This is a genomic window from Clostridium boliviensis, assembly GCF_033342255.1.
GTDB lineage: Bacteria > Bacillota > Clostridia > Lachnospirales > Lachnospiraceae > Lacrimispora > Lacrimispora boliviensis.
This window is the reverse complement of record NZ_JAWONS010000221.1, coordinates 46722-60197: the sequence shown is the minus strand read 5'-3', so window position 1 is coordinate 60197 and position 13476 is coordinate 46722. Positions and strand designations below refer to the sequence as shown.

The following is a 13476-nucleotide window of genomic DNA, read 5'->3' as shown; positions in this document are numbered from 1 at the left end:
GTTCATAATGACTAAGTTGGTGATTCCCTATTTAAAATGTGGTAGTTCTATATTGTTACTATCTGAAATTGAAAAACTATATTTTTTGTGATAAAATGTAACTAATTTCCAGATGAAGAAGGAGGTTTACCATATGAGTAAAGAAGTATTGGATTATATTGTTGAAAAAACACACGAATTGATCAATGCACCGTCCTGTAGTAAAGAGGCAAAAACAGCAGCCCAGAACTGGTTGGATGCCGTTGGAACAGAACAGGAAGTAATGGAAACCAAGAAATTTATGGATGAGCTGAAAGCGGATGTGGTACCAATTGACATGTTAATCGGTTTTGCAGAATCTGATGACGGAATTCGTGTTTTCGGAGCAGATACTGCAAAGAATATAGCTGGACATGCTAAGGAAATCAAGTCTGCAGGGGCAATCTATTGTGATTGTCCGGCCTGTTCAGCAGCTACGGCAATTCTTGAAAAGAAAGATGTTATTTTGGGATAAAACTTCGGTATTTTAAGGAGGGCTGTGAGTAATGATGATTTTTTCGGTTATTAATTTAATTCTTTTACTTTTAGGATTATTTGGTGTAGGAATGGGCATGTATGCTTTATTTCTTGCTATTAAAGCACTCAAAATTTATATAAAGAAGAATACGTGATTAATATTATAAAAAGCCGGCTTAATTGTCGGTTTTTTTTATTATTCAACTGTATGGAAATGTAGAATCATTAATACATTTGTCGGGGCCAGCATAATTTATAGTATAGATCAATTTTATAAGGAGCTTCCTGTATAATTCAAATATAGGGAATTCCAAGAAAGAAGGTTGAGAAAAAAATACCTCAGTGTAAAATAAGATTACTGACTTTGCCGGTTAGTAAAAAATCTTATTAAACAGAGAGGTATCTAGAAATGAATTATAACACACAGAATGCAAAATTAGGAACTATTACAGAAAAAACTTTAGTGGTTGGTATTGATGTTGGAAGTGAAATGCACTATGCCAGAGCTTTTGACTGGAGAGGTTATGAGTACTCAAAGAAGGCCTTCTCCTTCAGTAATACAGAAGCTGGATTTAACTGCTTTTTAGCATGGATGCATGAACTGGGAGAGAAGCATGATAAACAGGCTGTGCTTCCGGGGATGGAGCCAACAGGCCACTACTGGTTTGCTCTTGGTAAGTTCTTACAGGATAACGGCATGAAACCTGTTCTTGTCAATCCCCATCACGTAAAGAAATCCAAAGAACTTGATGATAACAATCCAACTAAGACTGATCGCAAAGATCCAAAAGTTATTGCAGGACTAATTAATGAGGGACGATTCTCTTACCCTTACCTTCCGGAAGGTGTTTATGCAGAGCTTAGGACAGCTTCAAATCTGAGATTTCAGGCGCAGGAGGAACTCACAAGGGTTCTTAATAGGATTGCAAGATGGTTCAGCATTTACTTTCCAGAATACAAAGACGTTTATGGGAAGAAAGATGCAAAAAGTGGATTGATGATTTTAGCACAGGCACCATTGCCGGTAGACATTATAGCGTTAGGTGTGGACGGAGTAAAAAGCAACAGGAAAACGTCCGTTTTAAACAACGCTGTTGTGGGAGCAAAATCAGTAATCAAAAGAAAGAATGAGCCAGTAGTCGGCAGGAATATTTTCCATAGGGCATAGACCCAGTAAAGGAGCTAAGCTGACACCCTGGTTATGGATAGGCAGAACGAAGGTAGTTAGGACGCATGCGGAAACGGATGGAGATCCAGGTGGACACAGGAGGTTAGCTGCCATAGAGGGATGGGTATACACAAGGCCATGTAAAGCGAAAAGCAAAGACGTTTTACTTCGTGTACCCTGATACCACTATTTTAGTATTCAATACAGAGAAATATCCATAACAATGGCTCATTTACCTGAGATAAAGAAACAAAAAACCTTGATTTTTCAAGGAAAAAGACTTGACTATATGAGGAGGAAAAAGGAATGAATAGAGAATATCTGATAAGATGGATAAAAGCTGCAGGAATCAGAGCGATAAAAACAATGGCACAGACCGCAATTGCCACAATAGGAACTACAGCGGCTATGTCGGAAGTTAACTGGGTAATGGTAGCTTCTACAGCTGGACTGGCTGGTATTATCTCACTTCTTACGTCAATAGCCGGACTACCTGAATTGAAAGTGTAACAGGGACATATATGCATAAAAAAAGCCCCGCAAACACGAGGTTTTAAGTAAGCTCCCGGGGGGACTCGAACCCCCGACCCACGCATTACGAATGCGTTGCGCTACCAACTGCGCTACGGAAGCAATCCGGAATTTCGGCAAGTGCCGAACCTTTGACAGTATAACAAATAGAATGTGAAAAATCAACCCTTTTATGAAAAAAAACTTAGATTATGTAATCATTGCCAAACGTACCATAAAAAGCTATAATTAACATAAAAGAACCAGATGTCAGTTTATATTTCTACAAGGAGTCTGACTTTTATGCATGCTAAGGATGAGATCAGGATTAGAAAATTGGATATGGCGATTCCTGTACTCCTATGGCTGTTTCTGATTATCTGCTGTTTGAGTTTTCTATTCTATATGATACGGAAAAATGAAATAGAAAATAATTATGATTATTATAGTGCAGCAAAGCAAAATCAGTTTACGGTAAAAAGCCAAATTGAAGGAGACATACACCTTCTGAATACCATAGCAGCAGGTTTTAGAGGCATGGATTCTGAACATGCCAGACAGCTTCCGGAAATCATTGACCGTATGAATCTTTCGAAGGAAGGCATGAAAATTGAGTATACTAGAAAGCTTGACTGGTCAAGATTAGACAGAGAAGATACCTATTTGACAGTAATGATAAGGGGGGAAAAGAATCAGCCCCTGGGATATCTTTACGCAGGGAATGCCCGTGATATGCTGAACCAGATGTTAAATACCCAGACCCTGGCAGGAGTTGGGATCTGCGCTGTTTTAGATAACAAAGGGTATTTCATAGCAGCCAATGGTAATCGTGATGCAATATACTGGAATAGTATAAGAAATAAGACTTATGATATGATAACCAATCACCAGCAGACATCATCGGAGTTGGATTTTACAAAGAATAAGCATGATTATACTGTTTTAATTCCGTTGGAATACAATGACTGGTATTTGCTGAATGTTTTCCCGAAATCAGGTTTGCAAGGCATACATATGGAGATGGCTGTTGGAATAGGAATTATGATTTTGATATCCTCAGGTTTGTTTTTTGTCTTTTTCTACAAACAATACAGGACAATTACAGCAAATCAGAAGACATTGGTGAACATCGCCTATACGGATTCCCTGACCCGCAGCCGGAATTTTCATTCATTTAAAAAAGAAGCGGTGCGAATCCTGCGGACCGCTGACTTGAAGCGTTATGCGGTATGGTATTGTGATATCAAAAAATTTAAATTTATTAATGATGTTCTTGGATATGAGGAAGGAGACAGGATTCTTATAGAGATTGCTGGTCTGCTGCAAAAATGTTCGGGGCAGAATTCCCTGTTCTGCAGAGTGTCTGCAGATAATTTTGCAGGACTTTACCAATATGAATCCAGGACAGAGCTGCAAAACTGCTTTCAAAAATTGATTGAAGATTTTCGTCAAAAGGAGCTGTCTTATAATAAAAGAATCGCTACGGAGCTTTGTATGGGAGTTTATTTCCTGGAAGAAGAGGACAGGAATGTATCCATAGACAACATTGTAAACCGTGCCAACATAGCACAAAAATATACAAAAAACCTGCCTGGAAACCAGTTCGGTATTTACAATAAGGAAATGCGGGACAAGGTTGTGGATGAATCTGAGCTGGAATCCGAAATGGAAGGTGCTATTAAAAGACAGGAATTTCGGATTTTTATACAGCCTAAGGTCTCTATACAGAAGAATAATGAGATCGTAGGAGGAGAAGTACTGGTAAGATGGGAGAACCCCAGGAGAGGAACCATACTGCCTGGACAGTTTATTTCAATTATGGAACGGGACGAAAAAATCATTCTGCTGGATCGCTATATGTTTGAAAAGTCCTGCCAATGGCTGCACCAGTATTTAAAATCAGGAAGAAAACCTATTAACCTGGCTGTGAACGTTTCAAAAGTAGGGATCCTGAGAGATGATTTTGTGGATTATTATGGAAGTATTAAGGAGAAATACGAGATTCCGGACGGTGTGATGGAATTGGAATTTACAGAAACGGTTATGCTTACGGATGATACTGTTTTTAATGGTCTGGTGGCAAGACTTCATGAAAAGGGATTCATCTGCTCCCTGGATGATTTCGGAGCAGGATACTCTTCTTTGAACCTTTTAAAGAATCTAACCATAGATATTGTCAAACTGGATATCATGTTCTTCAGAAAAAGCAATGATATCAGAAGGGAACGCATTGTTATATCCAACATCATTCGTATGGCGAAGGAACTTCAGATTAAAACGATTGCAGAAGGGGTGGAATATACGGAAACTGTTGATTTCTTAAGAACTGCAGGATGCGATATTGTGCAGGGATATGTATTTGCAAGACCGATGCCAGTGGAATCCTTTGAAAAACTTCTTAAAGAAACAGTAACTTTGGTTCCGCAAGATGAATATAAGGCGGTGAATACATGAACAGAGAAATAATCAGACAGCATATCTATGTCAGTGGAAGAGTGCAAGGTGTTGGCTTTCGCTTCCGAGCCATGCAGTTTGCCAATCAGCTAAAACTGGCAGGCTGGGTGAGGAATCTGGATGATGGACGTGTGGAGATGGAAGTTGAGGGGGAACGAGAGAAAATTGATCACTTATTTGAGATACTAAAAGGGGATCGCTTTATCAGGGTCGATAGTTATGAGGCAGATTTAATACCTGTCAGATATGAATCTGTATTTCAGATAAGATAAAATTAAAATTTAGAAAATCCCAGCATTTACGAGGAAACTTGTATTTGCTGGGATTTTTTATAAATGTGTACAGACTATGAACTGGATCTTCGGATTTTGAACATTAGATAGTCGGCATCTTCGCTCCATCAAAAAGATCACAGCAGACAGCTCAGTCGTTACTGCTTATCAGGATGGGGAAGTGACGACTCATATATATGGCTATGGATTTGGTCAGACTGTATTTGACGGAAAAGGGCCAGACAACCCTTCCGTATCAGATATTAACTATAAACCAGGCGGCATCAGCAGTGGGAGATCAGAGATTTCATCTGATTAAAGGAGAAGAGGTATTAAAGGATTTCACCTATTTGAGTACGGATCTGCTACATCCTTCTGATAACGGTCATATTCGTATGGGCGCGAATCTGGCAGTCCGATTGATTGAAGAGAGAAAAAGGAGTTTTGGAGTATGAAAGAAAAATATGATGTAATCGTGGCAGGCGGAGGTCCAGCCGGAGTAGCAGCGGCTGTAGCAGCCTCAAGAAGTGGCTGTAATACGCTGTTAATTGAGCAGGAGGCCTATTTCGGTGGAATGGCAACGTTAGCCAGTGTACCTGCATTTGGTCCTTTTACAAACGGGGAACAGGATTTAATTGGAGGAATTGGACGGGAGATTTTAGAGGAGCTGAAAAAAGACGGATATAAAAGCCCTTTTTATGACCGGAAGCCGGACCGAATAGAAGGGATTGACTGGTATCCTATCGATCCGGAGCATTTAAAACGTGTTATGGATGATCTGGTAACGGACAGCGGTTGTGATGTACTGTTTCACACTATTCCTATCCCATCGATATTCATGCGTCAATGCCTGATGAGGGCGCAGAAAATGAGAAACTATATCAAAATTCCAAGTACAGGAACGGTGAATGCTATGGGATTCCATATCGCTGTCTGATTCCGAAAGGGTTTAAGAATTTAGCAGTTGCAGGCCGGACCATCAGTGCAGACCGGGCCATGATGTCCTCTGTAAGGATTATGAGTCCCTGTTTTGCTACCGGGCAGGCAGCAGGTACTGCGGTGGCACTTGGTTTAAAAGCTGGAGGAATTGTCCTTGATAAGATAGATACTGATATATTAAGGAAGTGGTTGAGGGGGCTGCTGAATAAGGGGATAGGATTGACTTCAATGGTGAAGGTGATAAATTAGAAATAAGGAGATTCAAGGGGGAATCTAAACATGGTATTTATTTTTTCATATTTAGACGTTCAGCTATGAGCGTCTTTTTCCTTGCTGAAAATTCAGAATAGAAGTAAAATTATGTCACCGTTAAAACAGAGGGAGGGTTACCGCCCTAAATATTATTTCGAAATCAGCCAGAAAATGCTGCCCATATATATTTAAGCGAGTTAAATATAAAAAAACCAACAAAATAACAATGCTTACGCATCTAAATAACATAATTATAAAGGAGGCAGTAATGAATAGAGTTAAAATTGATACCATATTTGATTTGATAAAAAACAAAGAACCGCGTGGGTTTGAACTTTTGTACCAACAGTATTTTCGTATTATGTACGGCGTGGCATATTCGATTACCGGCAACGATGAGCTGAGCAAGGACGCTGTCCAAAATACGCTAATCAAGTTATTTGGCCTGGAACCTTACAAATTTCCCAAAGCGCATGCGCTGACATGGCTCTATTCTGTGGTTAAAAACGAAACGCTTATGCTGCTCCGCAAGGAAAAGCATACTATTGACATTAGCACTATCGCCGAAGTACTGCCAGTTGTTGACAAAAGTATCGAGGATTTTGCCGATATGGAAAACTACTACAGTATGATTTCATCTCTGAACGAAAAACAACAGCAGATTGTTACGTTGAAGGTGTTAGGTGGTATGAGCCATAAAGAAATATCCCACATGCTGCAGAAGCCGATCGGTACAATTCAATGGACCTATAATATGTCCATTAAAAAACTGCGTGCCGTGCTTTCTACGATGGCTGCGCTTGTCATCATGCTGGGCACAGGCTTTGTTTATAAGCTGATTCGTGCATTTGATATAGAAAACATTGAAATCCCAGAAATGGAGAATCCTGTCAATATTCCAACACCACCAGTAATTGATGCGTGGGTTATTGTGCTCGGTATATGTTTTTTGTTGTCGGTAACAGCTTTAATTGTATTTTTTAGAAATTCAGATAAATTGCCAACAAAACGCAAAACAAAATGCTAAAATAAAATGAAGAGGAGAATAACAATGAAAAAAAATAAAACAATCATGTTGATGACACTTGGGTGCGTTATGTGTCTCAGTATAACTGCTTACGCCTATATTAACACCGACTCGAAAGAATCCATTCTAAACAAAACGCCTATAACAGCGCCAACACAGGAAAGTGAAATCCCCGATGGTACTGAAGCGCCTGGTGTTGTGAAGTTCAAAGGCAAAATTGCCAGCATTGATGGGGACGAAGCAATCGTGATGCCCGATGAAGGTGAAGATATCCGCAGCTCGGGAGATGCTATTTGTATTAATATCGCTGATTACAGCAAACCACTCAATGCAGGCGATACCGTGACCATTTATTATGACGGCATAATTATGGAAAGCTATCCGTTGCAGATCAATCTCCTTGGCATTAACGATGAAATGTTCCATATTAAAGAACCTGGCAACGGTGAGGATCTAGATGAAGGGGTTACATTTGATAATGCAGAAGTATTGGAATAAATAAAAATGGGCTATAGTAAATCCCCCTTGTATACTTGGCTGGCATGGGGGAATTCGTAATCACCGATCTGACGTTTAATAACTTGCAAACCGAGTGGTGTCAAACCAAAAAAAAGAGGACAGTCCAGATCATTCCGGATGTCCTCTTTTTCCTTGTAAATCAAAGGTTTGAAGCAGATAACGGGAATCGGACCCGCCTCCTCAGCTTGGGAAGCTGATGTTCTACCAATGAACTATATCTGCATATTCTTGCTATTTGACACATTCTGTATTATAGCATAACAGTCAGGAATATATCAATAGGTTTTTTTGAAAATTGGTAAAAAATTCCCCATCAACTTGCCAAAAATGGAAAAACCATTGTATAATGGGTTTTGATAATACAAGATGTGGAGGAGTATCATGGCGAAAACGCAGTATAATGCGGATAGTATTACCGTGCTGGAAGGCCTTGAGGCGGTGCGGAAACGTCCGGGAATGTATATAGGTAGTGTTGGGACAAAGGGACTGAATCATCTGATTTACGAAATTGTTGATAATGCAGTGGACGAGCATCTGGCTGGTTTCTGCAGTCATATCTGGGTGACACTGGAGGCAGACGGGTCCTGTACAGTCAAAGACTCCGGACGTGGAATCCCGGTTGAGATGCACAAAAAAGGTGTTTCTGCAGAACGGGTTGTTTTATCCACTCTTCATGCAGGCGGCAAGTTTGACAATGATGCTTACAAAACCAGCGGAGGGCTTCATGGTGTTGGTTCTTCCGTGGTAAATGCTTTATCAGCTTACATGAGTGTCAAAGTATATAAGAATGGTCTGATTCATTATGACAAATATGAGCAGGGCATACCAACGGTGGATCTGGTGGATGGCCTGCTTCCCACGTTAGGGAAAACCAAAGAGACAGGAACGGAAATCAATTTCCTCCCTGATGAGACAATATTTGAAAAGATACGATTTAAAGCAGAATGGTTAAAAAGCCGCCTTCATGAAACGGCGTACTTAAATCCCAATCTTCATATCACCTATTCCAACAAGAGACAGGGAGAAGAGGAGAAAGTAGAATTTTATGAGCCGGAAGGAATTGTCGCTTATGTAAAAGAGTTAAATGATGGTAAAGAGGCTGTTCATGACCCGGTCTATTTTAAGGGAATCGTTGATAAGGTCGAAGTGGAAGCTGCGATACAGTTTGTAGACACCTTTGAAGAGAACATACTTGGATTCTGCAACAATATTTTCACCCAGGAGGGCGGAACCCATCTGGCTGGTTTTAAGACCCGATTTACTCAGCTGATTAACAGCTATGCAAGAGAACTTGGTATTTTAAAAGAAAAGGATTCTAATTTTACAGGAGCAGATACCAGAAATGGTTTAACGGCTGTTATTGCAGTCAAGCATCCTGATCCGATTTTTGAAGGACAGACAAAGACAAAGCTAGCCAGTGCAGACGCCACAAAAGCGGTTTTTACGGTAGCTGGTGAAGAATTGCAGCGATATTTTGACCGGAATTTAGAAGTTCTTAAGTCCGTTATCAGCTGCGCAGAAAAATCAGCTAAAATTCGAAAAGCGGAAGAGAAAGCTAAGACAAACATGCTCAGCAGGTCAAGATTTTCCTTTGACAGCAACGGGAAACTGGCCAATTGTGAGAGCAGGGATGCATCCAGATGTGAGATATTTATCGTTGAGGGAGATTCGGCCGGCGGCTCTGCTAAAACGGCCAGAAACAGACTGTATCAGGCAATTCTGCCCATCCGTGGTAAAATCCTGAATGTAGAAAAAGCCTCCATTGATAAGGTTTTGGCCAATGCGGAAATCAAGACTATGATTAATACCTTTGGCTGTGGCTTTTCTGAAGGCTACGGCAATGACTTTGATATAACAAAACTTCGTTACGACAAGATTATTCTCATGACGGATGCCGATGTGGATGGCAGCCATATTGATACGTTGCTGTTAACCTTTTTGTATCGTTTTATGCCGGAGTTAATTTACGATGGACATGTTTATATCGCTATGCCTCCTCTGTTCAAGGTGATTCCAAAACGGGGTGAAGAACAGTATCTGTATGATGAGAAAGAGCTGGAACGTTACCGGAAAAAACATACTGGTGATTTCACCCTGCAGCGCTACAAAGGTCTTGGTGAGATGGATGCAGAGCAGCTTTGGGAGACAACTCTCGACCCCGAACGGCGTGTTCTCAAACAGGTGGAGATTGAAGACGCACGAATGGCCTCAGAAATAACGGAAATGCTTATGGGAAGTGATGTACTCCCACGACGGCAGTTTATTTATGAACATGCGGACGAAGCGGAGATTGATGCGTAAGGAGAAGGAATATGGCAGAAAAAATTATAAAAACAGAATATTCCGAGGAAATGCAGAAAAGCTACATGAACTACTCCATGAGTGTCATTACAGCAAGAGCAATCCCGGATGCGAGAGATGGATTAAAACCGGTACAGCGCCGCGTGCTTTATGATATGAGTGAGCTGCATTTAAATCATGATAAACCCCACAGGAAATCAGCACGTATTGTGGGTGATACCATGGGTAAATATCACCCCCATGGTGACAGCTCCATCTATGAAACCCTGGTGGTGATGTCTCAGGTATTTAAAAAAGGAGTTCCACTGGTAAACGGTCATGGAAACTTCGGTTCCATAGAAGGAGACGGGGCCGCCGCCATGCGGTATACAGAGGCCAGACTGGAAAAATTTGCTGAAGAGGTCTATTTAAAAGATCTGGATAAAACCGTAGATTTTATACCCAACTATGATGAGACGGAAAAAGAACCGGAGGTTCTGCCCGTAAGAGTTCCCAATCTGCTGATTAACGGTGCAGAAGGGATCGCTGTCGGTATGAGCACAAGCATTCCCCCTCATAATTTAGGGGAAGTGGTTGATGCAGTTCAGGCATATATTGACAATCCGGATATATCCATAGGAGAACTGATGGAATATCTTCCTGGGCCTGATTTTCCCACAGGCGGGATTATTGCAAATAAAAGCGATCTTCCGGCTATCTATGAAACAGGAATGGGAAAGATCAAGCTGCGGGGAAAAATCGAGGTAGAGCTTGGAAAACGAAAGGCAGATAAGGACAAGCTGATTATTACTGAGATTCCATATACTATGGTTGGAGCAGGAATTAACAAATTTTTGATGGATGTAGCAGATCTGGTTGAGAATAAAAAGCTTACCGATGTAGTGGATATCTCCAATCAGTCGAATAAAGATGGAATTCGGATCGTTCTGGAGCTTCGTAAGGACGCTGATGTAGAAAAGATCCGTAATATTCTCTATAAAAAGACAAAACTGGAAGACACCTATGGCGTAAACATGCTTGCAATCGCAGGCGGAAGACCGGAAACTCTTAATCTAAAAGGAATTCTTAAAAATTATCTGGAATTTCAATATACAAATGCGACCAGAAAATATCAGGTTCTCCTGGACAAAGAACTGGAAAAGAAAGAGATCAAAGAAGGACTGATAAAGGCCTGCGATATCATTGATTTGATTATTGCTGTATTAAGAGGATCAAAAAATCTAAAGGACGCCAAAAACTGTCTGATGACTGGTGATACTTCCAATATCTCATTCCGGGTAAAGGGGTTTGAAGCAGACGCGAAAAAGTTATCCTTTACGGAGAAGCAGGCAAGTGCAATCCTTGAGATGCGTTTATATAAGCTGATCGGACTGGAGATTCTCCAGCTGGAAAAGGAATTCAAGGAGACTCTTGCTAAGATAAAGGAATATGAAAAAATCCTCTCCAGCAGAAAGAACATGGCTGAGGTCATTAAGAAGGATTTAAATTATATCAAATCCGAATATGGTACTCCAAGAAAAACATTAATTGAGGATGGCAAGGAAGCTGTCTATGACGAGGCAGCAGTCACTGTATCAGAAATCACCTTTGTAATGGACCGGTTTGGATACTGCAAGGTACTGGATAAAAATACTTACGACAGAAATAAAGAAACCATTGAAACAGAGAATCCTTTTGTGGTAAACTGTTTGAATACGGATAAGATCTGTATATTTACCAATACTGGAAATTTACACCAGATAAAAGTACTGGACATACCAGGCGGTAAACTAAGGGATAAAGGTACTCCCATTGATAATCTAAGTAAATTTGACGGAACCAGGGAAGAAATTATCTATTTATCCCATGCAGCCGGATTAAAAGGGAAGAAATTCCTGTTTGCTACCAGACAGGCGCTGGTTAAGATGGTTCCTGGAGAAGAATTTGAGACCAATAACCGGACCGTCGCTGCTACCAGGCTGTTAGATGATGATACGCTGATCATGGTGCTCCCATATGAGGGACAGACGGATACCGTGCTTCAGACCTCTTCAGGTATATTTCTGCGTTTTACAACAGAAGAAATTCCTGAGATGAAAAAGAATGCCAGAGGAGTAAGAGGTATTAAACTTTCACCAGGTGAAACTCTGGAAACAGTTTACTTGCTGGGAGACGAACCAGTGATACAATATAAAGAAAAAGAAGTTCATTTAAACCGCTTAAAGATTAGCAAGAGAGATGGAAAAGGCAGCAAAGTGCGCCTTTAATGCTTTACTGCAACACACATTTGAAGAAAATGTCCTTGCGCCACGCACAAATGTATTTTTCTCACGAATAAATATTGATTTTTTTTTCACTTTGTTATAGGATAGTTAAGAATTTAGCGTATTATAGTATTACAAAATGAAAAGAAATGAGGAGAAAGCGATGGAAAAGAAGTTGCGAGTTGGTATATTGGGAGCTACCGGTATGGTTGGACAGAGATTCATATCTCTGCTTGAGAACCATCCATGGTATGAGGTGGTGACTGTGGCAGCCAGCCCCCGTTCAGCCGGTAAGTCATACGAAGATGCAGTTGGAGACCGTTGGAAAATGACTTCTCCTATGCCGGAAGCAGTGAAACATCTGACAGTTATGAATGTGAATGAGGTCGAAAAAGTTGCAGCAGAAGTGGATTTCGTATTCAGCGCAGTTGATATGACAAAAGAAGAGATCAAAGCGATTGAAGAAGCTTATGCAAAAACTGAGACGCCGGTTGTGTCCAACAACAGCGCCCATCGCTGGACTCCGGATGTACCGATGGTAGTTCCTGAGATTAATCCGGAGCATTTTGAAATAATAAAAGACCAGAGAAAACGCCTGGGCACACAGCGGGGATTTATTGCAGTAAAACCCAATTGTTCCATTCAAAGCTATGCGCCGGTTCTGACTGCATGGAAAGAGTTCGAACCATACGAAGTAGTAGCTACCACTTATCAGGCAATTTCAGGAGCTGGAAAGACTTTCGCAGACTGGCCGGAGATGGAAGGCAATATTATTCCATATATTGGCGGTGAGGAAGAAAAAAGCGAGCAGGAGCCGCTTAGGCTCTGGGGAACCATAGAGAATGGCCAGATTGTCAAGGCAGTCGAGCCTGTGATTACGTGCCAGTGTATCAGAGTACCTGTTCTCAATGGCCATACAGCAGCAGTTTTCGTAAAATTCCGCAAGCAGCCTGAAAAACAGGAATTAATAGACCGTTTGATGAACTTTAAAGGACTTCCGCAGGAACTGAACCTTCCAAGTGCTCCAAAGCAGTTTATTCAGTATTTAGAAGAAGATAATCGTCCTCAGGTAACATTTGACGTTGATTTTGAAAACGGAATGGGTATTTCTGTGGGCCGGTTAAGAACAGATTCTGTTTATGATTACAAATTTATTGGTCTGTCCCACAATACCGTTCGCGGGGCAGCCGGAGGTGCAGTACTCTGTGCAGAGCTTTTAACAGCTCAGGGATATATTAACGCCAGAGATTAACTGGATTATGAGGCTCTCTCTGTCCAGGAGAGAGCTTTTATAAA

General features: G+C 40.9%; 14 protein-coding genes and 2 tRNA genes. 14 read left to right on the top strand and 2 right to left on the bottom strand.

Annotation, left to right across the window (positions count from 1 at the left end; translation table 11 throughout):
• Positions 1 to 133 precede the first annotated feature (133 nt).
• The 4 genes from RZO55_RS14445 (at position 134) to RZO55_RS14430 (ending at position 2173) form a co-directional block, all read left to right on the top strand.
• Complete coding sequence (locus RZO55_RS14445) at positions 134 to 493, top strand: molecular chaperone Hsp90 (RefSeq protein ID WP_318064969.1); 360 nt, start codon at positions 134 to 136, stop codon at positions 491 to 493.
• A gap of 31 nt (positions 494 to 524) precedes the next feature.
• Positions 525 to 650, top strand: a complete 126-nt coding sequence (locus RZO55_RS14440) for a hypothetical protein (protein WP_318064968.1) — start codon at positions 525 to 527, stop codon at positions 648 to 650.
• 254 nt (positions 651 to 904) lie between these two features.
• On the top strand, positions 905 to 1663 hold the full coding sequence (locus RZO55_RS14435) for an IS110 family transposase (protein ID WP_336624305.1): 759 nt from the start codon (positions 905 to 907) through the stop codon (positions 1661 to 1663).
• A 306-nt stretch (positions 1664 to 1969) separates the two neighbouring features.
• On the top strand, positions 1970 to 2173 hold the full coding sequence (locus RZO55_RS14430) for a holin (protein ID WP_318064967.1): 204 nt from the start codon (positions 1970 to 1972) through the stop codon (positions 2171 to 2173).
• Positions 2174 to 2223: 50 nt separating this feature from the next.
• Here the strand turns inward: RZO55_RS14430 and RZO55_RS14425 are convergent.
• A tRNA-Thr gene (locus RZO55_RS14425) sits at positions 2224 to 2296 on the bottom strand.
• A 180-nt stretch (positions 2297 to 2476) separates the two neighbouring features.
• Between RZO55_RS14425 and RZO55_RS14420 the strand changes: the two genes are divergently transcribed.
• The 7 genes from RZO55_RS14420 (at position 2477) to RZO55_RS14390 (ending at position 7615) form a co-directional block, all read left to right on the top strand.
• The gene (locus tag RZO55_RS14420; RefSeq protein ID WP_318064966.1) at positions 2477 to 4627 is read left to right on the top strand and encodes an EAL domain-containing protein; all 2151 of its coding nucleotides are present in this window, start codon (positions 2477 to 2479) and stop codon (positions 4625 to 4627) included.
• A complete protein-coding gene (locus RZO55_RS14415) occupies positions 4624 to 4899 on the top strand; it encodes an acylphosphatase (protein ID WP_318064965.1) in 276 nt (91 codons plus the stop codon). Before RZO55_RS14420 ends, RZO55_RS14415 begins: the two co-directional genes overlap by 4 nt.
• A 203-nt stretch (positions 4900 to 5102) precedes the next feature.
• Entirely contained in the window at positions 5103 to 5354 is a 252-nt protein-coding gene (locus tag RZO55_RS14410) for a hypothetical protein (protein ID WP_318064964.1), read from the top strand.
• Entirely contained in the window at positions 5351 to 5836 is a 486-nt protein-coding gene (locus RZO55_RS14405) for an FAD-dependent oxidoreductase (protein WP_318064963.1), read from the top strand. The genes RZO55_RS14410 and RZO55_RS14405 overlap by 4 nt, the downstream gene beginning before the upstream one ends.
• Entirely contained in the window at positions 5746 to 6087 is a 342-nt protein-coding gene (locus tag RZO55_RS14400; protein ID WP_318064962.1) for an FAD-dependent oxidoreductase, read from the top strand. Before RZO55_RS14405 ends, RZO55_RS14400 begins: the two co-directional genes overlap by 91 nt.
• Before the next feature lie 271 nt (positions 6088 to 6358).
• Positions 6359 to 7117, top strand: a complete 759-nt coding sequence (locus tag RZO55_RS14395) for an RNA polymerase sigma factor (protein ID WP_318064961.1) — start codon at positions 6359 to 6361, stop codon at positions 7115 to 7117.
• A gap of 24 nt (positions 7118 to 7141) precedes the next feature.
• Positions 7142 to 7615: a hypothetical protein gene (locus RZO55_RS14390; RefSeq protein WP_318064960.1), complete on the top strand. Its 474-nt coding sequence runs from the start codon at positions 7142 to 7144 to the stop codon at positions 7613 to 7615.
• A 172-nt stretch (positions 7616 to 7787) separates the two neighbouring features.
• Here RZO55_RS14390 and RZO55_RS14385 read toward each other — a convergent pair.
• Positions 7788 to 7858: transfer RNA gene (locus RZO55_RS14385), tRNA-Gly, on the bottom strand.
• 159 nt (positions 7859 to 8017) lie between these two features.
• Here RZO55_RS14385 and RZO55_RS14380 point away from each other — a divergent pair.
• The 3 genes from RZO55_RS14380 to asd all read left to right on the top strand — a co-directional run bounded on the left by RZO55_RS14380 (position 8018) and on the right by asd (position 13432).
• A complete protein-coding gene (locus RZO55_RS14380; RefSeq protein WP_318064959.1) occupies positions 8018 to 9937 on the top strand; it encodes a DNA gyrase/topoisomerase IV subunit B in 1920 nt (639 codons plus the stop codon).
• Positions 9938 to 9948: 11 nt separating this feature from the next.
• Positions 9949 to 12183 carry a DNA gyrase/topoisomerase IV subunit A gene (locus RZO55_RS14375; RefSeq protein ID WP_318064958.1) on the top strand — a complete coding sequence of 745 codons (2235 nt, stop codon included), beginning with the start codon at positions 9949 to 9951 and terminating at the stop codon, positions 12181 to 12183.
• Between the two features lie 160 nt (positions 12184 to 12343).
• Positions 12344 to 13432, top strand: coding sequence for an aspartate-semialdehyde dehydrogenase (gene asd / locus RZO55_RS14370; RefSeq protein WP_318064957.1), 1089 nt, complete (start codon positions 12344 to 12346; stop codon positions 13430 to 13432).
• Positions 13433 to 13476 lie beyond the last annotated feature (44 nt).

What these genes read in the sequence shown, in the direction of transcription:
- RZO55_RS14445 (WP_318064969.1), top strand. Translation starts at nt 134, where the DNA reads ATGAGTAAAGAAGTATTGGATTATATTGTTGAAAAAACACACGAATTG.
- RZO55_RS14440 (WP_318064968.1), top strand. Translation starts at nt 525, where the DNA reads ATGATGATTTTTTCGGTTATTAATTTAATTCTTTTACTTTTAGGATTA.
- RZO55_RS14435 (WP_336624305.1), top strand. Translation starts at nt 905, where the DNA reads ATGAATTATAACACACAGAATGCAAAATTAGGAACTATTACAGAAAAA.
- RZO55_RS14430 (WP_318064967.1), top strand. Translation starts at nt 1,970, where the DNA reads ATGAATAGAGAATATCTGATAAGATGGATAAAAGCTGCAGGAATCAGA.
- RZO55_RS14420 (WP_318064966.1), top strand. Translation starts at nt 2,477, where the DNA reads ATGCATGCTAAGGATGAGATCAGGATTAGAAAATTGGATATGGCGATT.
- RZO55_RS14415 (WP_318064965.1), top strand. Translation starts at nt 4,624, where the DNA reads ATGAACAGAGAAATAATCAGACAGCATATCTATGTCAGTGGAAGAGTG.
- RZO55_RS14410 (WP_318064964.1), top strand. Translation starts at nt 5,103, where the DNA reads ATGGATTTGGTCAGACTGTATTTGACGGAAAAGGGCCAGACAACCCTT.
- RZO55_RS14405 (WP_318064963.1), top strand. Translation starts at nt 5,351, where the DNA reads ATGAAAGAAAAATATGATGTAATCGTGGCAGGCGGAGGTCCAGCCGGA.
- RZO55_RS14400 (WP_318064962.1), top strand. Translation starts at nt 5,746, where the DNA reads ATGCCTGATGAGGGCGCAGAAAATGAGAAACTATATCAAAATTCCAAG.
- RZO55_RS14395 (WP_318064961.1), top strand. Translation starts at nt 6,359, where the DNA reads ATGAATAGAGTTAAAATTGATACCATATTTGATTTGATAAAAAACAAA.
- RZO55_RS14390 (WP_318064960.1), top strand. Translation starts at nt 7,142, where the DNA reads ATGAAAAAAAATAAAACAATCATGTTGATGACACTTGGGTGCGTTATG.
- RZO55_RS14380 (WP_318064959.1), top strand. Translation starts at nt 8,018, where the DNA reads ATGGCGAAAACGCAGTATAATGCGGATAGTATTACCGTGCTGGAAGGC.
- RZO55_RS14375 (WP_318064958.1), top strand. Translation starts at nt 9,949, where the DNA reads ATGGCAGAAAAAATTATAAAAACAGAATATTCCGAGGAAATGCAGAAA.
- asd (WP_318064957.1), top strand. Translation starts at nt 12,344, where the DNA reads ATGGAAAAGAAGTTGCGAGTTGGTATATTGGGAGCTACCGGTATGGTT.